Raw genomic sequence first — 23172 nt, forward strand, 5'->3', positions numbered from 1 at the left:
ACTCAATTAAGCGGCTGGCGTTGCTGCTTTTTTGGTGGCTTTGTGGTGTTTTTTAGCGGCCTGAGCTTTCTGCACTGGCGCTTTTTTGTGGTGTTTTTTCGCAGCCTGGGCTTTTTGAGCTGGCGCTTTTTTGCTTACTTTGTGGTGAGTTTTAGCAGCCTGAGCTTTCTGTGCTGGGGCTTTTTTGCTCACTTTTTGGTGCTTTTTAGCGGCCTGAGCTTTTTGAGCTGGGGCTTTTTTGGTGGCTTTGTGGTGCTTTTTAGCCGCCTGGGCTTTCTGAGCTGGAGCTTTCTTGGTCGCTTTGTGGTGCGCTTTCTTATGATGAGTGGCTTTAGCAGGAGCCTTCTCAGCAGCAGCTGGCGCAGCGGTAGTGGTGGTTGCAGCCGGAGCAGCCGCTGCCGGAGCTGCAGCAGTATCAGCAGCGAAAGCAACAGAAGACAGACCCATGGTGGCAGCAACGATCAGGGCTAATACTTTTTTCATCTTTAATTCCTCAGAGTGTTTTTTCAGTAAGCCCCGTTGGGCCGTTGAAGCAGATACTAGAGGAATCGATGGACGGCTTCCGTGAGTGATTGGTTTCGCCGAGTAACCAAATGTACAACGCTGTCTGACACTGCGGCGACAGTTCTCGGGTATGAATTTTACCGTGATCGCCGGCACATTTTCAGAAATGGTCTACACTTGATAGACATGTGTCAAAACGGAGAGTCGAATGTTTAAGAAATCAGAAAAAGTAGAACGCGACATTGATCAGGACGTCACTCTTTTGGCTGATACATTGGATGAGGTGCTACGTGCATCCGGTGACAAGACCAAAGAGGAACTGAAAGAGCTGCACAGTAAAGCCAAAGGCGTGTTACGTGACGCCCGTGCACGCTTCAATGGTTCTAACAATCTGACACAGCACGCCCGTGATGCCGTCGAACAAGCCGACAGCTACGTGCGCGACAAACCTTGGCAGGGCGTAGGGATCGGGGCCGCGGTTGGCATCGTCCTCGGCGTTCTGCTGGCCCGGCGTTAACACCCCTTGCAGTCATAAAGATAAAACAGATGTGCGTCTGGCCCGTGGGAAACCGCGGGCCGTTTAATTTGTGGCTTCGAACAACTGGGCTAACCTGGCCACTGCCCGCTCGGCCTCGCTCTGCTGGGTAAAGTTGGCAAACCCCATCAACAGCCCATCCCCCGCAGGGCTGGCTATGTGCCAATCCGAAAGTGCCTGTATCGACAACCCGCGTTGCCAGGCCTCTTGAGCCAGGTGCCGATCCTGGCCTGTAGCCGTCAACCGCGCCAGCAATTGGATGCCGCCAGCCTGCGACGATACCGTCAAATACCCTGCCAGCTGTCGTGCAAGCGCCTGCGCCAGCCATTCACGGCGCTGGCGATAGAGAGGCCGCATACGTTTAAGATGGCGATAGAAATGCCCCTGATGGATAAAGTCCGCCACGCTGGCTTGCATCAGCGGCGGGCAGCCGCAACCGCGTAACCGGCTGCTGCGACCAAAAGCGTCCACCTGTTCAAGCGGCACCACCAAATAAGCCATACGCAGTGCCGGAAACAAGGTTTTACTGAAAGTCCCGGCATACAGCACTCGCCCCTGACGATCGAGGCTTTTCAACGGCGGCAGCGGCCGGCCATGATAGCGAACCTCGCTGTCGTAATCGTCTTCAAGGATCCATGCCCCCTGCTGCTGAGCCCACTCCAGCAAGGCCATGCGCCGCGCCAGGCTAAGCGAGACGCCCAGAGGGCTCTGGTGGGTCGGCGTCAGCACCGCCATGCGAGCCTTAAGCGCAGAGGCAACACCGACGGCGATATTCATCCCCTGTTCATCCACCGGCACGGCTACCGGCTGCATGCCGGCGGCGCGAAACAGCGGCAGGGTCACCGGGTAGCCGGGGTCTTCCAGCCACACCTCGTCACCGGTCTTGAGTAAAGTGCCGATCGCCAAATCCAGCAGCGCCTGATAGCCGGCACAAATAAAAACCTGTTCCGGTCGACAATTGATACCACGCGAAAGCTGCAAATAATTCACGATCGCCGTGCGCAGTTCGGGTAACCCTTGGGTTGACGGTTGGGCCAGCGCCGCCAACGGAGCCGTACGCAATTGGCGACCGACAATCCGCTGCCATAGCGCACGCGGGAACGCATCCAGCGCCGGCAGCCCCAATTGAAAAGGCTGCGTTGCCCCACTCGGGTGCAATGGGTTGGCCGCCACCGCCGGCAACGCCTCCGTCGTCAATGCCGCGCGTACCGGCAGATTCTGCAGCTGCGGTGATACGTAAGTGCCAGCCTGTCCCCGGCTTTGCAGAAAACCTTCAGCGATAAGTTGGCCGTAAGCGCTTTCCACCGTGGCCCGCGCCACCCCCAGATCGCTCGCCAGCCCACGCACAGAAGGCAGCCGACTGCCCGCCTGCAGGCTTCCTTGTGCAATGGCGTCTTTAATCCGCAGATAAATCTGCCGGTACAAAGGATCCGCTAGCTGAGTATCCAGCCGCAAAGAGGAGAGAAACTGACGCATTATGGCCCGGTTAAATAATCATTTTATGGCTCTATAGCATAGTCCATATCGCCGTTAAAGTAGCGTCATGATTCTGCTACCCGCTCACTGAGGTTGACCATGATTAAGCAACGTTTGAAATATTCCGAACTCTCTCCCGCCCCTTACAAAGGGATGGTGACCGCCCTGATGGCACTGGAGAAAGGCGCGCTGGACAAGGCGACGATTGAGCTGATGTTTATGCGCGTATCGCAGATTAACGGCTGTGCCTACTGCCTGGATATGCACGGAAAAGCCCTGCGCGAAAGCGGCGTCGACAACGCCAAGCTGGACCAGCTTGCGGGCTGGCGCGTGAGCCATGCGTTCAGCGACCGCGAGCGCGCTGCGCTGGAGTGGGCGGACTCCGTAACCCTGATCGCCGCAACCGGCGCACCGGACAGCGCGTTTGAAGCGCTGCAGGCGCACTTTAGCGATGCGGAAATTGCCGATTTGACCTTCGCCATCAGCATCATGAACGCCTTTAACCGTCTGGCCATCAGCATGCGTCAATGACGAAACCGCACTTTTCCCCCTCTCGCCCGAGAGGGGTTTCCCGCCAACAACCGCCAAAAAAATTTTTCCCGCTGCTTTTCCAGCCCTGATGCGGCCTCAACGTGAATTCCGCCAAAACACCATATATAGCGTGGTTGATAAATTAAATATCCACATATAGTATTTAACCCATCAACCGCAGGGAACATGTAGCGGTTGGTAACGCCGTCAGAAACGCCGTTCAATGCTCCGTTATCTGACCTGTCCGCCTTTCCTTCAGCCTAAAAGGTAAATGCGAATCATGAGCATTATTATTTACAGTAAACCGGACTGTGTCCAGTGCAACGCCACCTATCGCGCATTCGATAAACAAGGGATTGGTTATCAGGTGATCGACCTCACCCAGGATCAGCAGGCGCTGAGCCATGTAAAATCCCTTGGTTACCAGCAGGTTCCGGTGATTATCGCCGGTGAAGATCACTGGTCTGGCTTCCGGCCGGACAAAATCGGCGCGCTGGCTCACGCCCTGGCGTCCTGAGGTTGCCCATGAACCCGCTGGTCTATTTCTCCAGCAGTTCGGAGAACACCCACAGGTTCGTTGAAAAACTGGGATTGCCGGCGATACGTATCCCTATCGCCGGCGCCCGCAGCAAACTGCTGATGGATAAACCCTATATTTTGATCGTGCCCAGCTATGGCGGCGGCAGCGCCGTAGGAGCCGTGCCGATCCAGGTGATCCGCTTTCTCAACGATCCACAGAATCGCGCTTTCCTGCGCGGCGTTATCGCCGCCGGGAATACCAATTTCGGCGCAGCGTACGGCATTGCCGGCGACATCATCGCCAAAAAATGTCAGGTGCCTTTTCTTTACCGCTTTGAGCTACTCGGCACCACACAAGACGTTGCAAACGTTCGACAGGGAGTAACCGCATTTTGGCAACGACAGAACTGACCCGGCCCGCCGCAAGCGCGCTGGATTACCATTCGCTCAACGCGATGCTCAATCTTTATGATGCCGAAGGCCGTATCCAGTTCGACAAGGATCGGTTAGCGGCGCGGCACTACTTCCTGCAGCACGTGAATCAAAACACCGTGTTCTTCCATAATCTGGAAGAGAAGCTGCGCTATCTGGTGGAGGAAGGCTATTACGAACAGAGCGTGTTGGCGCAGTACGAGTTCGCCTTTATCAAACAGCTGTTCCAACAGGCCTATGCGAAAAAATTCCGCTTTGAGACCTTCCTCGGCGCCTTTAAGTATTACACCAGCTACACGCTGAAAACCTTCGACGGTAAGCGCTACCTGGAACGCTACGAAGACCGGGTGTGCATGGTAGCCCTGACGCTGGCGGCGGGCGATAACGCCCTGGCGCAGGATCTGGTGGAGGAGATGATTTCCGGCCGCTTCCAGCCGGCGACGCCGACCTTTCTCAACTGCGGCAAGCAGCAGCGCGGCGAACTGGTGTCCTGCTTTCTGCTGCGTATCGAAGACAATATGGAGTCGATCGGCCGGGCGGTGAATTCCGCGCTGCAGCTGTCAAAACGCGGCGGCGGCGTGGCGTTTTTACTGACCAATATTCGCGAGGTCGGTGCCCCGATCAAACGCATAGAGAATCAGTCTTCGGGCGTTATTCCCATCATGAAAATGCTTGAGGATGCCTTCTCTTACGCCAACCAACTGGGCGCGCGTCAGGGCGCCGGAGCGGTCTATCTCAACGCTCATCACCCGGATATCCTGCGTTTCCTCGACACCAAGCGTGAAAACGCCGATGAGAAAATCCGCATCAAGACGCTGTCGCTGGGGGTGGTGATCCCGGATATCACTTTCGAACTGGCGAAGAATAACGAAGAGATGTATCTGTTCTCGCCCTATGACGTCGAGCAGGTGTACGGCGTGCCGTTCTCGGAAATCAGCGTCAGCGAGAAGTACCGCGAAATGGTGGATGACAAGCGCATCCGCAAATCACGTATCAATGCGCGTGAATTCTTTCAGGTACTGGCGGAGATCCAGTTTGAATCTGGTTATCCGTACATGATGTTTGAAGATACCGTCAATCGTGAAAACCCGATCGCCGGGCGCATCAACATGAGCAACCTGTGCTCGGAAATTTTGCAGGTTAATCGCGCCAGCACTTATCACGATGACCTGAGCTACGACCAGGTAGGCAAGGATATTTCCTGCAACCTCGGCTCGCTGAACATCGCCAAAACCATGGATGCCCCCGACTTCGGCAAAGCGGTCGACACCGCAATCCGTGCGCTGACGGCGGTGGCTGACATGAGCGACATTCGCTCGGTCCCGTCGATCGCCGAAGGCAACCGCAGTTCGCATGCCATTGGCCTCGGCCAGATGAACCTGCACGGCTACCTGGCTCGCGAACGCATCTTCTATGGTTCAGAAGAAGGGATTGATTTCACCAACATTTATTTCTATACCGTCGCTTACCACGCCATTCGCGCCTCTAACCGGTTGGCCATCGAGCGCGGCAGTGCGTTCGGGGGCTTCGAAGAGTCGACCTATGCTTCCGGTGAATACTTCAGCAAATACACCGAACGGGAATGGCAACCACAAACCGAACGGGTTCGCGCGCTGTTCGCCGACGCCAATATCGCCATCCCAGGCCGCGAAGAGTGGCTGGCGCTGCGCCAGTCGGTGATGATGCACGGCTTGTACAACCAGAATCTGCAGGCGGTACCGCCCACCGGTTCCATCTCCTACATCAATAACTCGACCTCCAGTATCCATCCGATCGTGTCACGCATCGAGATCCGCAAAGAGGGAAAAATTGGTCGCGTCTATTACCCGGCGCCCTATATGACCAACGACAATCTGGAGTACTACCAGGATGCCTACGACATCGGGCCGGAAAAAATTATCGATACCTATGCCGCTGCCACTCAGCACGTCGATCAGGGGCTGTCGCTGACGCTGTTTTTCCGCGATACCGCCAGCACCCGCGACATCAACCGCGCGCAGATTTATGCCTGGCGTAAAGGCATCAAAACCATCTATTACATCCGCCTGCGCCAGATGGCGTTGGAAGGCACCGAGGTGCAGGGCTGCGTGTCCTGTGCACTGTGAGGCAATCTATGAATACCACTAAACCGGCGCAGTTGGTGCGCGCGATCAACTGGAACATCATCGAAGACGACAAGGATCTGGAAGTCTGGAACCGCCTGACCTCCAACTTCTGGCTGCCGGAGAAGGTGCCGCTGTCGAATGACATTCCGTCGTGGGCAACGTTGACGCCAAAGGAACAGCAGTTGACCATTCGGGTGTTCACCGGCCTGACGCTGCTGGACACCATTCAAAATACCGTGGGTGCGCCGGCGCTGATCGAAGATGCGATTACGCCGCATGAGGAGGCGGTGTACTCCAACATCAGCTTTATGGAAGCGGTGCATGCCCGTTCGTACAGCTCCATTTTCTCTACGCTGTGCCAGACGCCGGACGTCGACGATGCCTACCGCTGGAGCGAGGAAAACCGCGCGCTGCAGAAAAAAGCCAGCATCATTCTGGCCCACTACCGCAGCGATGATCCGCTGATGAAGAAAGTCGCCAGCGTATTCCTGGAGTCGTTCCTGTTCTATTCGGGCTTTTATCTGCCGATGTACTGGTCGAGCCGCGCCAAGTTGACCAACACCGCCGATTTGATCCGCCTGATCATCCGCGACGAGGCGGTGCACGGGTATTACATCGGTTATAAATTCCAAAAAGGATTGGAGAAGGTCGAGGCGGCGCGCCGCCAACAGGTGAAAAACTTCGCCTTCGATCTGATGCAGGATTTGTACGATAACGAGGTGCGTTACACCGAAGAGCTGTACGACGGTGTTGGCTGGACCGAGGACGTGAAAACTTTCCTGCACTATAACGCCAACAAGGCGTTGATGAATCTGGGGTACGAAGCGTTGTTCCCACCGTCGATGGCGCAGGTCAATCCGGCCATTCTGTCGGCACTGTCGCCAAACGCCGACGAGAACCACGACTTCTTCTCCGGCTCAGGCTCGTCTTACGTGATTGGTAAAGCGGTCAACACCGAAGACGACGACTGGGATTTCTGATTGAAGCTCTCGCGATATCGGCCTGGCAAGGACGATATCGCATTCCTAATAATCCAGCTCTTTCTGACTTCGAATAGCCAAAACAAAGACCGTATCTATATCGGGAATATATTTATAGAGGGCCAAATACCCACGCGTTTGCTGACCAATAACTAACTCACGCTGGCCCAGACTCTGCGACCTGCCAATGAGCGGATTATGTTCCAGCACTGCAATCGCCTGAATAATCTCCTCAATTCGCCGTCCGGCATCCGCAACCCGGTAGTCCGCCAAGTGGACGAGAATACGCTCGATATCATCCCTGACCTCTGGCGCCAACTCGATTTTTGCCATTAGCCCCCCAGCTTTTTAGCGGAAGGTTTGCTTGCCGCGGTATCCCCCGCCAGATAACTCTCCAGATAGCCACGCATATCGTTCCAGGGAATGGTTTCCCCCGTAGCAATAATGTTGGCGTAACGCTTTTCCGCTTCCTCTTCGAAATCGCGACGTAGCTCTTCTTGTTGAGTCTTTTCAGCAATCGCCTGCAGAATAAAGCTGTGCGAAGTCACGCCGGCCTGTTCTGCCACAGCCGCGACTCGGGCTTTGAGTTCTTCGGGTATACGGATGGTTGTGGTCGGCATAGTCAATAAACCTCGACGCAAACAAAACAGGTGTAGCTCAATTGTGCTACATCAACATCAGTTACTCAATAGTCTTGCTCATTTATTCAGCAAGGACCGCTGTCGGATGCGCTGCCAGATGGCCCGTTTTTCCTCGTCATCGGCACTCGACCAGGCCGCGATTTCCTCCAGCGTGCGCCAACAACCCAGGCACCACGCCTTTTCATTGTCGATCTGGCAAACATTATTGCAGGGTGAACGCACGCCATCGTCAATCTGACTGCCGGTTTTTCTTCTTCTGCTGCGGCCTACCATAAGGCGCTTCCTCCGGTGGATTTCTCGCGACAGGATACCCGATCCTGCCGCGAGAGAAACCGTTGCGGCAGGATCAGATAATGCCGCCGTTGGCGCGCAGGATTTGGCCGTTGATCCAGGCACCGTCTGCACCGGCCAGGAATGACACCGCCGCGGCGATATCCTGCGGCTGCCCCAGACGCTCCAGCGGGGCCATTTTCGCCAGCCGGTCGATCAGTTCCGGCGTTTTGCCGTCGAGAAACAGTCCGGTGGCGGTCGGGCCCGGCGCGATGGCGTTGACGGTAATATTGCGACCCCGCAGTTCTTTCGCCAGCACGCTGGTCAGCGCTTCTACGGCGGCCTTGCTGGCGGCATACATGCCGTAGCTCGGTTGCAGCAGCCCGACCACGCTGGACGAAAAGTTGATGATGCGGCCGTTGTCGCGCAGGCGTTTCGCCGCTTCTCGCAGAGTGTTGAAGGTGCCTTTCAGGTTAATGTCGATCAGCCGATCGACATCGGCGTCGCTCATTTCTGCGACCGGAGCCAGCGCAATCACCCCAGCGTTATTCACCAAAATATCCACGCCGCCGAAAGCCTGCTCGGCACGGTCAAACAACTGGGTAACGGCAGCGGCGTCGCTGACGTCCGCCCTGGCGCTCAGCGCCCGCCCCCCGTTTTGTTCAATTTTGCGCACCAGCTCATCGGCCAATGCCTGATTGCCTGAATAGTTGACGATCACGGTAAAACCGTCGGCGGCCAGCCGTTCGGCAATGGCCGCGCCTATACCGCGCGATGCGCCGGTGACAATGGCAACTTGCTGAGTCTTGGTGTTCATGCTCTCTATCCTCGTCGGCTATGCGCCGGCGACTTGCCGGCGTGACAACATCATGCACCTTTCGCCCAGGCGAATAATCCCCTACTCTTCGTTATCACTATCCGAATTTAGCGAACAATAACCATGGACAGAATCGATGCCATGCGCTTGTTCACCCGCGTGGTGGAACAACGCAGCTTTACCCAGGCCGCACAGGATCTGAACCTGCCGCGATCGACGGTGACCGATGCCATCAAGCAACTGGAGACCCGGCTGCAGGTGCGGTTGTTGCAACGCACCACCCGCCACGTCAGCCCAACGCTGGATGGCGAAGCTTACTATCAACGCTGCCTGACCATTCTGGCGGATATCGAAGATGCCGAGATGGCGTTTGCCGGTGCCAAACCGCGTGGGCTGCTGCGCATCGACGTACACGGCACGTTGGCACGGCACTTTTTGCTGCCGGAACTGCCCGACTTTTTGACGCAATATCCGGATATCGAACTTTTTATGAGCGAGGGCGATCGGCTGGTAGATCCGGTGCGGGAAGGTATCGACTGCGTGGTGCGCGTCGGCAAACTGAAAGACAGCGATATGGTGGCGCGTCGGTTAGGCGAGCTTGAAGAGGTTACCTGCGCCGCCCCGGACTACCTGCAACGTTTTGGCACGCCGCACTCCATCAGCGAACTTGCAGGCCACCGAATGGTGGGCTTCCGTTCCTCGGCCAGCGGCACCCTGATGCCGCTGGAATTTACTGTCGCAGGCCAGACGCAGCAGGTGACATTGCCTTGCACGGTGTCGGTCAGCGCGGCGGAAAGCCTGGTTGCTGCGGCGCGCATGGGGTTGGGGATCATTCAGGTGCCGCGTTATCACCTGCGCGACAGCCTGGACAACGGCAGCTTGCTGCCCCTGCTGCCGCAATTCCCCTCCACTCCGATGCCGGTCTCATTGCTCTACCCGCGCAACCGCCAACTTTCACCGCGGGTTCGGGTCTTCATCGACTGGTTCAGCAAAGTGTTCGCCGCCCGTAACCGATAAATGCCTTACATGGCGCCATATTCCAGCGGCACCCAGTCGTAACCTTCCCCCTGTTTATTCAGGTAACCCAAGCCGGGGAATGACAGATGCGGTCCGCCCACCAGCACGCTGCGTTGGGCGCTATCGCTAAACACCCGCAGCCGCTGGGCTACTGCCGCTTTGGCATCTTTATCAAAACTTATCGCGACACGCGGATGGGCGAACTGCACCGCCGCCACGTGGATCAAATCCCCCAGCAGCAACAATTTTTTACCCTGGCTTTCCACCAGATAGATGCTGTGGCCTGGCGTATGCCCATGGGCGGCGAACGCGCTGATCCCCGGCGACAGCTCACCATCATTATTGAACGTTTTAAAATGTCCGGCGGCCTGATAAGGCTTGAGCGCGGCGATAACATTCTCGAACGAGGCTTTCTCCTTCGGCGATGCCTGTTTCAACCGACTCTCGCTAAGCCAAAAATCCGCATCCTGCTGCCCGGCACGCACCACTGCATTTGGAAAAGCAGCTTTACCGTTTTGCGTCAAACCGCCGAGATGATCCGGGTGCATATGTGTCAGGTAAATTTCATCCACCTGCTGTGGCTGATAGCCGGCAGCCTTGAGGTTTACGACCAGTTTGCCCAACCCCTCTCCCAGCAGCGAACCCGCACCGGTATCAACCAGGATCAGCTTGCTGCCGGTATTGATCAGATAGGCATTAACAGAGGTGACGACCGGCAGATCTTGATGATGTTCGGCCAACGCCGTTTCGATCTGCTTTGGCGAACTGTTCAGCAGCAGTTTATCCACCGGCAAACGAAGCACGCCATCGGACAAAGCGGTGACTTCATAGCTGCCCAGCATGATGCGATAAAAACCCGGCGCGGGGTTTTTTACCTGCGGCGCGGCGGCCAGGGTTTGCAGCGACATAACGGCCAGCGCCGCCCCCAGCAGGTAACGTTTCCAGAACATGGTGACTCCTTGTTGTCATTTGAACGCTAAGTATTAACCCAAAGCGCAAATGACGCCTGCCGGAGGAGAAAATGAATAAAAAAATCCCCGCGGGGGCGGGGAAAGGCAAAGAAACACTAAGGATTTTTTAGAGTTATACGAAAAATTTGGCCAGTACCAGCAGAGAAAGCGAGACGTTAATCGCGCCGCCGATACGGGTAGCAATCTGGGCAAAGGGCATCAGCGACATACGGTTGCCGGCGGTGAGGATGGCAACATCGCCAGTGCCACCCTGCCCACTCTGGCAGCAGGAGACAATCGCCACATCGATCGGGTGCATGCCAATTTTCTTGCCGACGAAGAAGCCGGTCGCCACCAGTGCAGACACGGTGCTGACGATCACCACCAGATTTTGGAAGGTGAAGGCGTTAACCAGTTCCTGCCACGGAGTAATCGCTACGCCGACGGCGAACAGAATCGGGTAGGTGACCGCAGTACGGAAGAATTTATAGACCACCTGCGAACCTTCCTGAATTCGTGGGGACACGCCATGTGCCAGCTTCACCGCCACTGCGGCGAACAGCATGCCAACCGGTGCCGGCAGGCCAATCATGCGGTGCAGCAACATCCCTACCATGTATAGCAGGATAGCCAGCAGCGCACCGCAGGCAATGGTGCTGACATCCACCTTACCGCTGATTTTTTCCACCGCGCTCATCTCGCTTTCGCCCTGCTTGCTCGGCATCAGGCTGCCTTCGCCGGTCAGGTGCGGGTAACGTTTACCCAGTTGGTTGAGCAAGCCGGCCAGAACGATGGCAGTCAGGCTGCCGAGCATCACGATAGGCAAAATACGCCCCAAGGCTACCCCCTGCTCCATATGCAGAATCGCCGCATACCCCATCGACAGCGGGATCGCGCCTTCACCGACGCCACCGGCCATGATCGGTAAAATCAGGAAGAAGAAGATTTGGAACGGCTCCAGCCCCAACGCCATGCCCACCGCCATTCCTACCAGCATGCCGACAATCTCACCGCACAGCATCGGCGCGAAAATGCGCAGAAAGCCCTGGATCAGCACCTGACGGTTCATGCTCATAATGCTGCCAACGATAATGCAGCAGATGTAGAGATACAGAATATTGGTCGATTTATAGAATTTGGTGGTCGATTCCACCACCACGTCCGGCAGCAAGCCGTAATGCACCAACGCAGAAGGAATAAAGGTGGCGCAGATCGCCGCGGCCCCCATTTTGCCGATCAGCGGCAGGCGTTTGCCAAACTCGCCGCAGGCAAAACCAAAGAACGCCAATGTGGCCACCATGACCACGATATCGCTCGGTAATTTCCCTTCCAGGCAATCCAATAAAATAAGTACGCCGGCCAGAACAAAGAACGGCAACGGAATAATTCCTACTTTGTAATTGTCCAGTATATGCCACCATTTCTCCCGCAGCGGTATTTCAGCGGTTTTGTCTTTGGCGGCGAGGAAAGAATCATCTGTTGTGCTCATAATCTGGCCTCTTATTAGTTTGTTCAGCCATCATAGAGAAACGCACGGATTATCTGCTGTGATTTTGTTCAAAGTTAAAAAGGGTTTTTAATGGTGGTTATGGTTTCTATGGTGTTAATTGGGATTATGTAAAATTTGGCGTGGTTTTAATGGTGTTAACGTTATTTTTACTTTAAGAGTTATCAGTTTTATTGCAGCCGCTGCATTAGCCACCCCGACAAGAATAATCCCGTGGCTGCGATCACAAGTTGATCCGGCGCAATATTACATTAACGGCCACTCATGATAGGGTAAGCACTCAGGATTTATCAGGGCGAACCCCGGTCATGCGCATAAAACTCTCATTTCAAATCAAGCTATTCCTGTGCCTGGTTGCCTTCTCCTGCCTGCTGTTGACGTTTATTGGTGCTTACACCTACTACCAGCTCGATGCTCAACTGCACCGCGACCTTGGTGCGCGAGCGCAGGTGCAGGCGCGCGAGATTGCCCTGATCCCCTCCTTGATCACCGCTGTGGAAAAAAAAGACCCGGTTAAAATTGCAGCGCTAATGAAAAAAATACGCGCCAGCAGCGATGCCAGCTATATCGTTATCGGCGATAAGCAAACCCGGCATCTTTATCACTCTGAATATGCCAACCGTATCGGCACGCCAATGGTCGGCGGCGATAATAAAGAGGTTCTCGAAGGCAAAAGCATTATTTCCATTCGCAAAGGCGGCATCGGCATTTCATTGCGCAGTAAAGCGCCCATTTTGGACGAAAATAATAACGTCATCGGCATTGTTTCGGTGGGGTATCTAAAATCACATATCGACAATTTAAATTCCAGAACTCTGACGCAAATTCTTGGGTCGATAGTGCTTTTATTGATCGCGCTGTTCGTATTTTCGTGGCTGTTATCGAAGAATTTAAAACGCCAAATGTTCTGGCTGGAACCGAAAGAAATTGCCCTGCTGGTGCGTCAACAGAAAGCCTTGCTGGAAGCAATCTATGAAGGGGTGATTGCCGTCGATCCTCAGTTACGGATCATCACCATCAACCACGCGGCCCGCGAACTGCTGGATCTGCGTCAGCCCGCCGGCGCCCTGATGGGCCGCGAAATCGGTGAGGTGATCCAATCCCAGCCGGATTTCTTCGGCGCCTCACAGTTAGGGCATGATACCCATGACGAGGTCTGCCGCTTCAACCATGTGCGGGTTATCGCCAGCCGGGTACGCATCATGCAGGAAGAAGAGCTGCAGGGCTGGGTGATCAGCTTCCGCGACAAGAACGATATCAATACCCTGAGCAGCCAGCTTAGCCAGGTGAAGCGCTATGCCGACAACCTGCGCATCATGCGCCACGAACAGCTGAACTGGACCGCCACCCTCGCCGGCCTGCTGCATATGCAACGCTACGACGAGGCCATCCGCTATGTGGAGGCACAATCGGAAGGTGCGCAGGAGATCCTCGACTTTATCTCACAGCGTTTCAGTTCGGCGGCGTTGTGCGGCCTGCTGCTGGGTAAATACTCCAGCGCGAAGGAAAAAGGGGTGGAATTGCGTTTCGATCCGGCCTGCCAGCTGCGGCAGATCCCGGCGGCATTGAATGAAACCGAATTGATGTCGATCATCGGCAATTTGCTGGATAATGCGGTAGACGCTACGCTGCATTACGGTGCTCCCTATGAGGCGGTAGAACTTTATATCAGCGACAGCAGCAATGAACTGGTGATTGAAGTGGCCGATCGCGGAACCGGCATTGCCCCTGAGGTGCGCGATACGCTGTTCGAACAGGGCGTCACCACCAAAGATGACAAGGGTGACCACGGCATCGGCCTGCATCTGGTTGCCAGCCACGTGGCGCAGGCGCACGGCAGCATAGAAGTGTCGGACAACGATCCGCACGGCGCTATTTTTTCTTTGTTTATCCCTAAACAATCTTGAGCACCCGAATGATGCAACCAGAAGCACTGGACGTTTTGATCGTGGAAGATGAGCCACAGCTGGCGACGCTGCACGCGGAATTTATCGAGCAGAATTTTGCTCTGCGGGTGGTGGCCTATGCCGCCACGCTGGCCGAGGCCAGAGCCAAAGTCAACGCCCACCAGCCACGGCTGATCCTGCTGGACAACTTTTTGCCCGACGGCCAGGGGATTGAGCTGATGGAAGAAGCGGCGGTGAAAAACCCCGGTTGTTCGGTGATCTTCATTACCGCCGCCAGCGATATGAATACCTGCAGCCAGGCGATCCGCAACGGTGCCTTCGATTACATCATTAAACCGGTCTCCTACAAGCGGCTGCGCAACTCACTGGAGCGCTTTATGCAGTTTGTGCAAACTCAGCGCACCTTCAAGGTGATCGACCAGAGCAACGTCGACGCGCTGTATAACCTGCAATCCAAACAGTTCTCCAGCGAACCCAGTGCCAAAGGCATAGAGGCCAACACGCTGGAACTGGTACAGGCGCTGTTTATCAAGCAACCAGAGGCCGCGCATGCGGTAGAAGACGTGGTAGAACAGGTTGGGATCAGCAAAACCACCGCCCGACGTTATCTGGAATATTGCGTCGCTACCCAGTTTGTGCGCGTTGAAATGATGTACGGCAATATCGGTCACCCGCGGCGCCTGTATCGCAAGGCATAGGCTGCCATCTGGCTGTCATATTGAAGGGGTAATATAACTTCGGCGATATCCCCTCGATATCGGCACCTGTCGTTAAAAATTGATGAAATACTGATGACTTTTACCCGGCCTCTGGTCGGGTTTTTTATTGTCTGAAAACAGGCTTTGACAGGCAAATAATAGCAATAATCAGAACGGATTATTCTTACTAAAAACCAACCGTTTATCGGAAATATCAGCCACTGATAATTGAGCACTCACCTCATTACCATAACTAATCGAAAACTTGATGTAAATCGTTAATATCCCATTCATCGGACATTGAGGGTTGTCTCAGATATTCACTGTGTTAGGGTATAGGGGACTATTATTTTCTATTGGGAAATTTTTATCGTTTGATAATTCATCAGAGGAAACAGCAAATTGCATGGCAATTAAACTCGAAGTAAAGAACCTGTATAAGATATTTGGCGAACATCCGGATCGCGCTTTCAAACTGATTGAAAAAGGCCTGACAAAAGACCAATTGCTTGAAAAAACCGGATTATCATTGGGCGTAAAAGACGCCTCTCTGGCCATTGAAGAAGGCGAGATATTTGTCATCATGGGGCTTTCCGGATCTGGAAAATCCACCCTGGTACGCCTTCTCAATCGTCTGATAGAACCCACCCGCGGTCAGGTGCTGATTGATGGCGAGGATATATCTAAAATATCCGACAGCGCACTGCGCGCCGTACGCCGTAATAAGATCAGCATGGTGTTTCAATCATTCGCTTTAATGCCACATATGAATGTATTGAATAACACCGCATTCGGTATGGAATTGGCCGGAATTCCACCGCAGGAACGCCAGGAAAAAGCCCTGGAAGCATTGCGTCAGGTCGGGCTGGAGAATTATGCCTATTCTTATCCCGATGAACTTTCCGGCGGGATGCGTCAGCGCGTGGGATTAGCCCGTGCCATGGCGAATAATCCGGACATATTATTGATGGATGAAGCCTTCTCGGCGCTGGATCCATTAATCCGTACCGAGATGCAAGATGAGCTGGTCAAATTACAGGCCCAGCATCAGCGCACCATCGTCTTTATTTCCCATGATTTGGATGAGGCGATGCGTATTGGCGATCGTATTGCCATTATGCAAGGCGGAGAGGTTATTCAGGTCGGTACGCCGGAGGAAATATTAAATAATCCGGCCAACGATTATGTCCGCACCTTCTTCCGTGGCGTCGATATCAGCCACGTTTTCAGCGCCAAGGATATCGCCCAGCGTCGTCCTGTCGCCCTTATTCGTAAAACCCCCGGCTTTGGTCCGCGTTCAGCGCTACAGCTGCTGCGCGATGAAGACCGCGATTATGGTTATGTTATTGAACGTGGGAAGAAATTTATCGGCGTGGTGTCGGTAGATTCACTCAAGCAGGCGCTGGCGGCCAACCAGACGTTGGATGACGCCCTGCTGGAAGCCCCTGCCCCGGTCCCGGCCGACATGCCGCTGAGCGAACTGATTTCATTGGTTGCCCTGGCGCCTTGTGCGGTCCCCGTGGTCTGCGAAGAAAATAACTATATCGGAATTATTTCCAAGGCCATGCTGCTGCAGGCCTTAGATAAAGAGGGCCCAGCGAATGAGTGATACTACACAGGATCCATGGGCGACTGCGCCTGCCGACCCCAGCGCCGCACCGGCGACTGACGCCGCAACATCGACAGCGCCCGCCGGTGATGCCTGGTCCAGCGCACCGCCACCGGAAACCCATGACGCCGCCAATCAGGCTGCGCAGGGTGCCGACTGGCTTAACAGCGCACCGGTCCAACAGGAACATTTCAGCCTGCTGGATCCGTTCCACAAAACCTGGGTGCCGTTTGACTCCTGGGTCACCCACGGCATCGACTGGCTGGTACTGCACTTTCGCCCGCTGTTTCAGGGCATTCGCGTGCCGGTCGATTTTATTCTCAGCGGCTTTCAGCAACTGCTGCTCGGCATGCCTGCCCCGATCGCCATTTTGCTGTTCTCGTTGATTGCCTGGCAGCTCTCCAGCCTTGGTATGGGTGCTGCGACGCTGGTGTCGCTGATTGCCATTGGTGCGATTGGCGCCTGGTCGCAAGCCATGGTGACCCTGGCGCTGGTCCTGACCGCCCTGTTCTTCTGCATTGTCATCGGCCTGCCGCTCGGTATTTGGCTGGCGCGCAGCAAGCACGCCGGCAAGGTGATCCGGCCACTGCTCGACGCCATGCAGACCACGCCGGCCTTCGTCTATCTGGTGCCGATCGTCATGCTGTTCGGTATCGGTAACGTGCCGGGGGTGGTGGTGACCATTATCTTTGCGCTGCCGCCGATCGTGCGACTGACCATTCTGGGCATTAAGCAAGTGCCGGAAGATCTGATCGAAGCCGCCGAATCCTTTGGTGCCAGCCCGCGCCAACTGCTGTTTAAAGTGCAATTGCCACTGGCAATGCCGACCATTATGGCCGGCGTAAACCAAACGCTGATGCTGGCGCTGTCGATGGTAGTTATCGCTTCGATGATCGCCGTTGGCGGCCTGGGCCAGATGGTATTGCGCGGTATCGGTCGTCTGGATATGGGACTGGCCGCCGTTGGCGGGGTCGGTATCGTGATCCTGGCGATAATTCTCGACCGCCTCACCCAGTCGCTGGGGCGCGATCGCCGCAGCAAAGGCATGGGCCGTTGGTATGCGCACGGCCCGATCGGATTAGTCACCCGGCCCTTCATCAAAAAGCCTTAATTGCCCTGCCCCCGGCCAAACGTCGGGGGCACCGACAGCACCTCTAAAATCGAAGGAACCACTATGCGCTCGACAGGAATTTGGGCTCTGGCCCTGACTTCATTGCTAAGCACACAGGCGTTCGCCGTCGAATTACCCGGCAAAGGCGTCACGGTGAAACCGTTGCAGAGCACCCTCGCCGAAGAAAGTTTCCAGACCGAATTGGTCAACCGCGCCCTGGCCAAGCTGGGCTATGACGTCCAGCCTACCGACGAGGTGGAATACAATATTGCCTATACCTCTATCGCTTCCGGCGATGCCACCTACATGGCGGTGAACTGGGATCCGCTGCAAACCGACATGTACCAAAGCGCCGGCGGCGACAAGAAGTTCTATCGTCAGGGTGCCTATATCACCAATGCGGCCCAGGGTTATTTGATCGACAAGAAAACCGCCGATCAATACCACATCAGCGATATCTCCCAGTTAAAAGATCCCAAGCTGGCGAAGTTGTTCGATGCCGACGGCGACGGCAAGGCCGATCTGGCCGGCTGTGAACCGGGCTGGGTGTGCGGCAACGTCATTAACACCCATATCAAAGCCTATGGTCTGAGCGACACCGTGACTCAAAACCAGGGCAATTACTCCGCCATCATCGCCGACACCCTGACCCGTTTCAAACAGGGTAAACCGGTGCTGTATTTCACCTGGACGCCGTACTGGGTCAGCGATGAATTGGCACCGGGCCGCGATGTGGTTTGGTTGACCGTGCCCTTCTCCGCCAGCCCTGGCTCGTTGAAAGACAACGATACCGCCTTGCCGAACGGCAAGAATTACGGTTTTTCCGTCAACAACGAACATATCGTCGCCAACAAGCAATGGGCGCAAGCCAACCCAGCCGCGGCCAAACTGTTCGCCATCATGAAACTGCCGCTGGCGGACGTGAACGCGCAGAACCTGCGTATGCACAAAGGCGAGAACAGCGCCGCCGACATACAACGTCACGTAGACGGCTGGATCAAAGCCCATCAGGCCACTTTTGACGGTTGGATCACTACGGCTGCGGCAGCAGCGAAATAATCCCAGGGTGCCGGAAATCCCGGCTTCATAACATAAAAAGGTATTTCACTATGCGCACTACAGGAATCTGGGCGGTTGCCCTTACCACACTGATTAGCTCACAGGCGGTTTCCGCCGCCGACTTGCCCGGCAAAGGCGTCACCGTTCAGCCGGTGCAAAGCACCATTTCAGAAGAGACCTTCCAGACGCTGCTGGTCAGCAAAGCGCTGGAAAAGCTGGGCTATGACGTTAAAGACACCCGTGAAGTGGACTATAACGTCGCCTACACCTCCATCGCCTCCGGCGACGCGACCTTTCTGGCGGTAAACTGGGATCCGTTGCACGCCGATCAATACAAGGCCGCAGGCGGTGACGCCAAGTTTTACCGTGAAGGGGTTTACGTCAACGGGGCGGCCCAGGGGTATCTGATCGACAAGAAAACCGCCGATAAATACCACATCACCAACGTTGAACAGTTGAAAGATCCCAATATCGCCAAGCTGTTTGATACCAATGGCGACGGCAAGGCCGACCTGACCGGCTGTACGCCAGGCTGGGGCTGCGAGGCGGCCATTAACCATCACATCAAAGCCTACGGCCTGGAGAAAACCGTCGAGCACAATCAGGGCAACTACGCGGCGATGATTGCCGATACCATTACTCGCTACAAAGAAGGCAAGCCGGTGCTGTACTACACCTGGACGCCGTACTGGGTGAGTGACGTGCTGGTGCCGGGCCGCGACGTTGTGTGGTTGCAGGTGCCGTTCTCCGCCATGCCGGGCGAGCAGAAAAATCTCGATACCAAGCTGCCTAACGGCGCCAACTATGGCTTCCCGGTCAACACCATGCGCATCGCCGCCAACAAGCAGTGGGCCGAAGCCAACCCGGCGGCCGCCAAGCTGTTTGCCATCATGAAGCTGCCGATTGCAGACGTGAATGCGCAGAACCTGCGGATGCATGAAGGCCAGGCCTCCGAAGCCGATATCCAAAACCACGTGAATGGCTGGATCAAGGCGCATCAGGCTACCTTCGACGGCTGGGTGAAAACCGCCGCGGAAGCCGCGAAGAAGTAATCTCCCTGGGCGCGGCAGTTGAGTCTGTCGCGCCCTATTTGCCGATTTCAATGCCGCTAAATTGTAAAAACCGCTCGGCGGTCCGTGGCAGTGGCTGCGGCCAAACGCAATACACCTGGCGTCGTGGGCCATCTTCTATCGGAATCGACACCAGCGCACTCAGGCGTTGCGCCGTCGAAATCGGCACAATGCCCGTCGCCAACCCACGCCGCACCAGGTTCTCCAGCCATTCGATGTGATCGATCTCAAAACTGACGTGACGTTTGATGCCCGCCGCCTGAAACGCTCGATCGGTCTGGCGTCTAGCGCCGGTTCCACTGTAGAAGTCCACCAGCGGTACTTCCGACAAGGTTTGCAAATTCACGCGCTCCCGACTGGCTAACGGGTGTTGTGGCGACACCAACGCCACCAGCGGCTCGTCGGTCAGTTGCCGATGGGACACCGGCAACATGTCGATATCCCCCGGCCAAAGGCCGACAAAGGCCACATCGGTTTTTTGCTGACGAACGTCTTCCAACAACTCTTCACTCATGCCCACGTACAGCCGGATATTCACCGCGGGATAATGGCGGTGAAAGTTACCCAGTTTTTCGGTCAGATCAATCGCGTTTATGGTTGAAATGGTGCCGATGGTCAGGGTACCGGAAACCGTGCCGCTGGCGGCGACGACCTCTTCCACCAGCATCTGTTTTGCTGCCAGCAGTCGCTGCGCCGGTTGAATAAATGCCTGCCCGGCAGCGGTCAGCCTGACCCGGCGGGACGTGCGCTCAAACAATGCGCAGCCGAGTTCCTCTTCCAATTTGGCGATCTGGTGGCTGAGCGCCGATTGCACCGTATGACAGCGCTGCGCCGCCCGGGTAAAATTCTGCTCTTCGGCAACCGCCAGCGCGAAACGGATCTGTTTCAGGTTCATTCATTTATCTCTAAATGAGATTAATCAGATGAAAATTATACATTGGTTTAACCCGCTGTCCTGCCCGATACTTGCACCACTTTTTCTTGTGATTGAAACTTATGAGCCAACAAAATTCATCTCCTGGCCTCAGCCCGGCACTGATTGTGCTGATCGCCATCGCCACCGGTTTGGCCGTCGCCAGTAACTACTACGCGCAGCCGCTGCTGGAAACCATCGCCCAAAACTTTGGGCTATCGGTCAATCAGGCCGGTTTTATCGTTACCGCCGCCCAAATGGGCTACGCCGTGGGCCTGCTGCTGCTGGTGCCGCTCGGCGATATGTTTGAACGTCGTGGGCTGATCGTCTTTATGACGCTGCTGGCCGCTGGAGGCATGCTGATCACCGCCAGTTCCACCACGCTGCCGATGATGATCCTGGGGACTGCCCTCACCGGATTGTTCTCGGTCGTGGCGCAAATTTTGGTGCCATTGGCCGCTACGCTGGCACACCCGGAAAAACGCGGAAAAACCGTTGGCATCATAATGAGCGGCCTGCTGCTCGGCATTCTGCTGGCGCGTACCGTTGCGGGCGCACTGGCATCGATCGGCGGTTGGCGCACCATTTACTGGGTGGCCAGCGTACTGATGATCCTGATGGCGTTGATCTTGTGGCGCGCGCTGCCACGTTACAAACAGCACTCCGGACTGAATTACCCTCAGTTGCTGAAGTCTATTTTCACCCTGTTTTGCGGTTCACCGCTGCTGCGAACCCGTGCAGTGCTCGGTGCGCTGTCTTTTGCCAACTTCAGCGTGCTATGGACCTCGATGGCCTTCCTGTTGGCGGCACCGCCTTTTGGTTATTCCGAGGGGGTCATCGGCCTGTTCGGGCTGGTGGGGGCCGCCGGGGCGTTGGCCGCTTCCCGGGCTGGGCATTTGGCGGATCAGGGCAAGGCGGGGTTAACCACCACGGTAGGCCTGGTGCTGCTGCTGTTGTCGTGGATCCCCATCGCTTTCGCTAAACAATCGCTGTGGGCACTGATCGTCGGCATTCTGATCCTCGATCTGGCCGTACAAGCCGTACACGTTACCAACCAGAGCGTGATTTACCGCATTATGCCGGAAGCACGCAATCGCCTGACGGCCGGCTACATGACCAGCTATTTTATCGGCGGCGCTCTGGGTTCGCTGCTGTCTGCCTCAGCCTACCAGCACGCAGGGTGGACAGGGGTTGCTGCCGCAGGGGGCATTTTGTGCCTGTTTAACCTGCTCACCTGGTGGTTGGGCAAGCGCCATGATCCCCAGGGACCGGCGGCCATCTGATTAGCAAGCGAATAGTCATAGCGGAAATTTATTAGCGGCGCAGGGTATAAACATTACTTACTCTCTGGTAATGTTCTGGGGATAAACTATTGGTTCCCTATATACCCTGCGATTCAAATACATTATGCAAAGCCAAGCTGCAGAAAGTATCAATCCCCCTGCCGTCAGTTCCACCTTCACCCACGGCATCGTCGACAGTTTACCGATCGTCATCGGCTATGTGCCGGTGGCTTTTGCGTTTGGCCTTAGCGCCGTTAAGCTGGGGTTCTCACCGCTAGAGAGCATTTTCTTCTCCTGCATCATCTATGCGGGCGCCAGCCAGTTCGTGATCACCGCCTTGCTGAGCGCCGGGATGTCACTGTGGGTTTCCGCGCTGACCGTGATGGCGATGGATATACGGCACCTGTTGTATGGTCCTGCTCTGCGCCACCGCATCGTCTCGCGCATGTCGGGCGGCAAAACTGCACTTTGGGCCTTTGGCCTGACTGATGAAGTGTTCGCCGCGGCCACCGCTAAATTGATGCGCAATAACCGCAGTTGGAGCGAGAACTGGATGATTGGCATCTCGCTTTGCTCCTGGCTGTCTTGGGTCGCAGGCACCGCGCTTGGCGCCGTGTTCGGCAATGGGCCACTAGAGCAGTTCCCGGTGATTGAAGCCTCATTATCCTTTATGTTGCCGGCGCTGTTCCTCAGCTTCCTGCTGGCGGCATTCAAACGCCCGCAAAGCCTGACCATCGCCGCCGCGCTGGCCGGTGCGCTGCTTGGCGTAGTGCTGTTTTCCATCCCGGTGGCCATTTTGGCCGGCATCAGCGCCGGTTGTATCGCAGCCCTGTTCCAACCCACGGCAACGGAGGCCATTGATGAACACTGATGTGCTGGTGATCGGCCTGGTGGTCGGCTGTGCTAACTACCTTTTCCGCTACTTACCCTTGCGTTTGGCCCCTGCGCGGGCACAACCGGGAATCAAACGCGGCAAAACCGCGCTGTTGCTCGACAGCATCGGCATCGCCTCTATCTGCGCGTTGCTGGTGGTTTCCAGCACCCCGGTAGTGATGCGCGAGCCGGACAAGCTGTGGCCCACCCTGGTCGGTTTCGCCGCGCTGGGCCTGTGTTTTTACCGAAGTAAAAGCATCATTTTGTCCACGCTGATTGGCGCGGCATCCTTTGGCATTACATTAAAGTTATTTATGATTTTCAGTCAGGGTAACCTTTAATCTTAGGCAGCACGTCGCATTAAC

The 23172-nt window shown here is 55.8% G+C and carries 25 protein-coding genes; 16 read left to right on the forward strand and 9 right to left on the reverse strand.

What is annotated here, in order from left to right:
* Nucleotides 1-6: 6 nt before the first annotated feature.
* Nucleotides 7-483, reverse strand: coding sequence for an acid resistance repetitive basic protein Asr (gene asr / locus H5P17_RS22070; protein WP_044554513.1), 477 nt, complete (start codon nt 481-483; stop codon nt 7-9).
* 229 nt (nt 484-712) lie between these two features.
* Here asr and H5P17_RS22075 point away from each other — a divergent pair, with 229 nt between their 5' ends.
* Complete coding sequence (locus H5P17_RS22075; RefSeq protein ID WP_044554512.1) at nt 713-1021, forward strand: YqjD family protein; 309 nt, start codon at nt 713-715, stop codon at nt 1019-1021.
* Nucleotides 1022-1084: 63 nt separating this feature from the next.
* Here H5P17_RS22075 and H5P17_RS22080 read toward each other — a convergent pair whose 3' ends face one another.
* Nucleotides 1085-2518, reverse strand: coding sequence for a PLP-dependent aminotransferase family protein (locus tag H5P17_RS22080; protein WP_182825253.1), 1434 nt, complete (start codon nt 2516-2518; stop codon nt 1085-1087).
* A gap of 96 nt (nt 2519-2614) precedes the next feature.
* Here H5P17_RS22080 and H5P17_RS22085 point away from each other — a divergent pair, with 96 nt between their 5' ends.
* The 5 genes from H5P17_RS22085 to nrdF all read left to right on the forward strand — a co-directional run bounded on the left by H5P17_RS22085 (nt 2615) and on the right by nrdF (nt 7082).
* Nucleotides 2615-3046, forward strand: a complete 432-nt coding sequence (locus tag H5P17_RS22085; RefSeq protein ID WP_182825220.1) for a carboxymuconolactone decarboxylase family protein — start codon at nt 2615-2617, stop codon at nt 3044-3046.
* Between the two features lie 280 nt (nt 3047-3326).
* A complete protein-coding gene (gene nrdH, locus H5P17_RS22090) occupies nt 3327-3563 on the forward strand; it encodes a glutaredoxin-like protein NrdH (protein ID WP_044554508.1) in 237 nt (78 codons plus the stop codon).
* An 8-nt stretch (nt 3564-3571) separates the two neighbouring features.
* Nucleotides 3572-3976 (forward strand): class Ib ribonucleoside-diphosphate reductase assembly flavoprotein NrdI, encoded by a 405-nt coding sequence (nrdI, locus tag H5P17_RS22095; protein ID WP_020828300.1) that lies wholly within the window; start codon nt 3572-3574, stop codon nt 3974-3976.
* Nucleotides 3958-6102 (forward strand): class 1b ribonucleoside-diphosphate reductase subunit alpha, encoded by a 2145-nt coding sequence (gene nrdE, locus H5P17_RS22100; protein WP_071827081.1) that lies wholly within the window; start codon nt 3958-3960, stop codon nt 6100-6102. Before nrdI ends, nrdE begins: the two co-directional genes overlap by 19 nt.
* 8 nt (nt 6103-6110) lie before the next feature.
* A complete protein-coding gene (gene nrdF, locus H5P17_RS22105; RefSeq protein ID WP_182825222.1) occupies nt 6111-7082 on the forward strand; it encodes a class 1b ribonucleoside-diphosphate reductase subunit beta in 972 nt (323 codons plus the stop codon).
* Between the two features lie 45 nt (nt 7083-7127).
* Here the strand turns inward: nrdF and H5P17_RS22110 are convergent, their stop codons facing one another.
* The 4 genes from H5P17_RS22110 to H5P17_RS22125 all read right to left on the reverse strand — a co-directional run bounded on the left by H5P17_RS22110 (nt 7128) and on the right by H5P17_RS22125 (nt 8810).
* The gene (locus H5P17_RS22110; protein ID WP_182825224.1) at nt 7128-7415 is read right to left on the reverse strand and encodes a type II toxin-antitoxin system RelE/ParE family toxin; all 288 of its coding nucleotides are present in this window, start codon (nt 7413-7415) and stop codon (nt 7128-7130) included.
* Nucleotides 7415-7702, reverse strand: a complete 288-nt coding sequence (locus H5P17_RS22115) for a CopG family ribbon-helix-helix protein (protein WP_044554505.1) — start codon at nt 7700-7702, stop codon at nt 7415-7417. The genes H5P17_RS22110 and H5P17_RS22115 overlap by 1 nt, the downstream gene beginning before the upstream one ends.
* Nucleotides 7703-7780: 78 nt before the next feature.
* Nucleotides 7781-7996, reverse strand: a complete 216-nt coding sequence (locus H5P17_RS22120) for a DUF1289 domain-containing protein (RefSeq protein ID WP_182825227.1) — start codon at nt 7994-7996, stop codon at nt 7781-7783.
* Between the two features lie 73 nt (nt 7997-8069).
* Nucleotides 8070-8810 (reverse strand): SDR family oxidoreductase, encoded by a 741-nt coding sequence (locus H5P17_RS22125; protein ID WP_182825229.1) that lies wholly within the window; start codon nt 8808-8810, stop codon nt 8070-8072.
* 123 nt (nt 8811-8933) lie between these two features.
* Here H5P17_RS22125 and H5P17_RS22130 point away from each other — a divergent pair, with 123 nt between their 5' ends.
* Nucleotides 8934-9827 carry a LysR family transcriptional regulator gene (locus tag H5P17_RS22130; protein ID WP_044554502.1) on the forward strand — a complete coding sequence of 298 codons (894 nt, stop codon included), beginning with the start codon at nt 8934-8936 and terminating at the stop codon, nt 9825-9827.
* 5 nt (nt 9828-9832) lie between these two features.
* Here H5P17_RS22130 and H5P17_RS22135 read toward each other — a convergent pair whose 3' ends face one another.
* Together H5P17_RS22135 and H5P17_RS22140 are read right to left on the reverse strand one after the other, a co-directional pair.
* Nucleotides 9833-10777, reverse strand: a complete 945-nt coding sequence (locus H5P17_RS22135) for an MBL fold metallo-hydrolase (protein WP_182825231.1) — start codon at nt 10775-10777, stop codon at nt 9833-9835.
* 133 nt (nt 10778-10910) lie between these two features.
* Complete coding sequence (locus H5P17_RS22140) at nt 10911-12266, reverse strand: 2-hydroxycarboxylate transporter family protein (protein ID WP_020828307.1); 1356 nt, start codon at nt 12264-12266, stop codon at nt 10911-10913.
* Between the two features lie 326 nt (nt 12267-12592).
* On the opposite strand from H5P17_RS22140, the gene H5P17_RS22145 reads away from it, so the two are divergent.
* From H5P17_RS22145 to proX (H5P17_RS22170), 6 genes are all read left to right on the forward strand, one after another.
* Entirely contained in the window at nt 12593-14191 is a 1599-nt protein-coding gene (locus tag H5P17_RS22145) for a sensor histidine kinase (protein WP_182825233.1), read from the forward strand.
* Between the two features lie 11 nt (nt 14192-14202).
* Nucleotides 14203-14889: a response regulator gene (locus tag H5P17_RS22150; RefSeq protein WP_044554686.1), complete on the forward strand. Its 687-nt coding sequence runs from the start codon at nt 14203-14205 to the stop codon at nt 14887-14889.
* 406 nt (nt 14890-15295) lie between these two features.
* Nucleotides 15296-16498 carry a glycine betaine/L-proline ABC transporter ATP-binding protein ProV gene (proV, locus tag H5P17_RS22155; protein ID WP_020828310.1) on the forward strand — a complete coding sequence of 401 codons (1203 nt, stop codon included), beginning with the start codon at nt 15296-15298 and terminating at the stop codon, nt 16496-16498.
* Nucleotides 16491-17609 carry a glycine betaine/L-proline ABC transporter permease ProW gene (gene proW / locus H5P17_RS22160; RefSeq protein ID WP_044554499.1) on the forward strand — a complete coding sequence of 373 codons (1119 nt, stop codon included), beginning with the start codon at nt 16491-16493 and terminating at the stop codon, nt 17607-17609. The genes proV and proW overlap by 8 nt, the downstream gene beginning before the upstream one ends.
* Nucleotides 17610-17672: 63 nt before the next feature.
* On the forward strand, nt 17673-18668 hold the full coding sequence (proX, locus tag H5P17_RS22165; protein WP_182825235.1) for a glycine betaine/L-proline ABC transporter substrate-binding protein ProX: 996 nt from the start codon (nt 17673-17675) through the stop codon (nt 18666-18668).
* A gap of 50 nt (nt 18669-18718) precedes the next feature.
* Nucleotides 18719-19720, forward strand: coding sequence for a glycine betaine/L-proline ABC transporter substrate-binding protein ProX (proX, locus tag H5P17_RS22170; RefSeq protein ID WP_020828313.1), 1002 nt, complete (start codon nt 18719-18721; stop codon nt 19718-19720).
* Between the two features lie 34 nt (nt 19721-19754).
* On the opposite strand, the gene H5P17_RS22175 is transcribed toward proX (H5P17_RS22170), so the two are convergent.
* Nucleotides 19755-20633: a LysR family transcriptional regulator gene (locus tag H5P17_RS22175; RefSeq protein WP_182825237.1), complete on the reverse strand. Its 879-nt coding sequence runs from the start codon at nt 20631-20633 to the stop codon at nt 19755-19757.
* 101 nt (nt 20634-20734) lie between these two features.
* On the opposite strand from H5P17_RS22175, the gene H5P17_RS22180 reads away from it, so the two are divergent.
* The 3 genes from H5P17_RS22180 to ygaH all read left to right on the forward strand — a co-directional run bounded on the left by H5P17_RS22180 (nt 20735) and on the right by ygaH (nt 23148).
* Nucleotides 20735-21934, forward strand: a complete 1200-nt coding sequence (locus H5P17_RS22180) for an MFS transporter (RefSeq protein WP_182825239.1) — start codon at nt 20735-20737, stop codon at nt 21932-21934.
* Between the two features lie 124 nt (nt 21935-22058).
* A complete protein-coding gene (locus tag H5P17_RS22185; protein WP_044554494.1) occupies nt 22059-22805 on the forward strand; it encodes an AzlC family ABC transporter permease in 747 nt (248 codons plus the stop codon).
* A complete protein-coding gene (gene ygaH / locus H5P17_RS22190; RefSeq protein WP_044554493.1) occupies nt 22795-23148 on the forward strand; it encodes an L-valine transporter subunit YgaH in 354 nt (117 codons plus the stop codon). The genes H5P17_RS22185 and ygaH overlap by 11 nt, the downstream gene beginning before the upstream one ends.
* The last annotated feature ends 24 nt before the right edge of the window (nt 23149-23172 follow it).

It is taken from the genome of Serratia sp. OS31 (assembly GCF_014164835.1).
GTDB lineage: Bacteria > Pseudomonadota > Gammaproteobacteria > Enterobacterales > Enterobacteriaceae > Serratia > Serratia liquefaciens_A.

What these genes read in the sequence shown, in the direction of transcription:
- H5P17_RS22130 (WP_044554502.1), top strand. Translation starts at nt 8,934, where the DNA reads ATGGACAGAATCGATGCCATGCGCTTGTTCACCCGCGTGGTGGAACAA.
- nrdH (WP_044554508.1), top strand. Translation starts at nt 3,327, where the DNA reads ATGAGCATTATTATTTACAGTAAACCGGACTGTGTCCAGTGCAACGCC.
- H5P17_RS22120 (WP_182825227.1), bottom strand. Translation starts at nt 7,996, where the DNA reads ATGGTAGGCCGCAGCAGAAGAAGAAAAACCGGCAGTCAGATTGACGAT.
- proX (WP_182825235.1), top strand. Translation starts at nt 17,673, where the DNA reads ATGCGCTCGACAGGAATTTGGGCTCTGGCCCTGACTTCATTGCTAAGC.
- H5P17_RS22175 (WP_182825237.1), bottom strand. Translation starts at nt 20,633, where the DNA reads ATGAACCTGAAACAGATCCGTTTCGCGCTGGCGGTTGCCGAAGAGCAG.
- ygaH (WP_044554493.1), top strand. Translation starts at nt 22,795, where the DNA reads ATGAACACTGATGTGCTGGTGATCGGCCTGGTGGTCGGCTGTGCTAAC.
- H5P17_RS22125 (WP_182825229.1), bottom strand. Translation starts at nt 8,810, where the DNA reads ATGAACACCAAGACTCAGCAAGTTGCCATTGTCACCGGCGCATCGCGC.
- H5P17_RS22085 (WP_182825220.1), top strand. Translation starts at nt 2,615, where the DNA reads ATGATTAAGCAACGTTTGAAATATTCCGAACTCTCTCCCGCCCCTTAC.
- asr (WP_044554513.1), bottom strand. Translation starts at nt 483, where the DNA reads ATGAAAAAAGTATTAGCCCTGATCGTTGCTGCCACCATGGGTCTGTCT.
- nrdI (WP_020828300.1), top strand. Translation starts at nt 3,572, where the DNA reads ATGAACCCGCTGGTCTATTTCTCCAGCAGTTCGGAGAACACCCACAGG.
- H5P17_RS22185 (WP_044554494.1), top strand. Translation starts at nt 22,059, where the DNA reads ATGCAAAGCCAAGCTGCAGAAAGTATCAATCCCCCTGCCGTCAGTTCC.
- H5P17_RS22140 (WP_020828307.1), bottom strand. Translation starts at nt 12,266, where the DNA reads ATGAGCACAACAGATGATTCTTTCCTCGCCGCCAAAGACAAAACCGCT.
- H5P17_RS22135 (WP_182825231.1), bottom strand. Translation starts at nt 10,777, where the DNA reads ATGTTCTGGAAACGTTACCTGCTGGGGGCGGCGCTGGCCGTTATGTCG.
- proW (WP_044554499.1), top strand. Translation starts at nt 16,491, where the DNA reads ATGAGTGATACTACACAGGATCCATGGGCGACTGCGCCTGCCGACCCC.
- H5P17_RS22075 (WP_044554512.1), top strand. Translation starts at nt 713, where the DNA reads ATGTTTAAGAAATCAGAAAAAGTAGAACGCGACATTGATCAGGACGTC.
- proX (WP_020828313.1), top strand. Translation starts at nt 18,719, where the DNA reads ATGCGCACTACAGGAATCTGGGCGGTTGCCCTTACCACACTGATTAGC.
- H5P17_RS22110 (WP_182825224.1), bottom strand. Translation starts at nt 7,415, where the DNA reads ATGGCAAAAATCGAGTTGGCGCCAGAGGTCAGGGATGATATCGAGCGT.
- H5P17_RS22115 (WP_044554505.1), bottom strand. Translation starts at nt 7,702, where the DNA reads ATGCCGACCACAACCATCCGTATACCCGAAGAACTCAAAGCCCGAGTC.
- H5P17_RS22150 (WP_044554686.1), top strand. Translation starts at nt 14,203, where the DNA reads ATGCAACCAGAAGCACTGGACGTTTTGATCGTGGAAGATGAGCCACAG.
- proV (WP_020828310.1), top strand. Translation starts at nt 15,296, where the DNA reads ATGGCAATTAAACTCGAAGTAAAGAACCTGTATAAGATATTTGGCGAA.
- H5P17_RS22180 (WP_182825239.1), top strand. Translation starts at nt 20,735, where the DNA reads ATGAGCCAACAAAATTCATCTCCTGGCCTCAGCCCGGCACTGATTGTG.
- nrdF (WP_182825222.1), top strand. Translation starts at nt 6,111, where the DNA reads ATGAATACCACTAAACCGGCGCAGTTGGTGCGCGCGATCAACTGGAAC.
- H5P17_RS22145 (WP_182825233.1), top strand. Translation starts at nt 12,593, where the DNA reads ATGCGCATAAAACTCTCATTTCAAATCAAGCTATTCCTGTGCCTGGTT.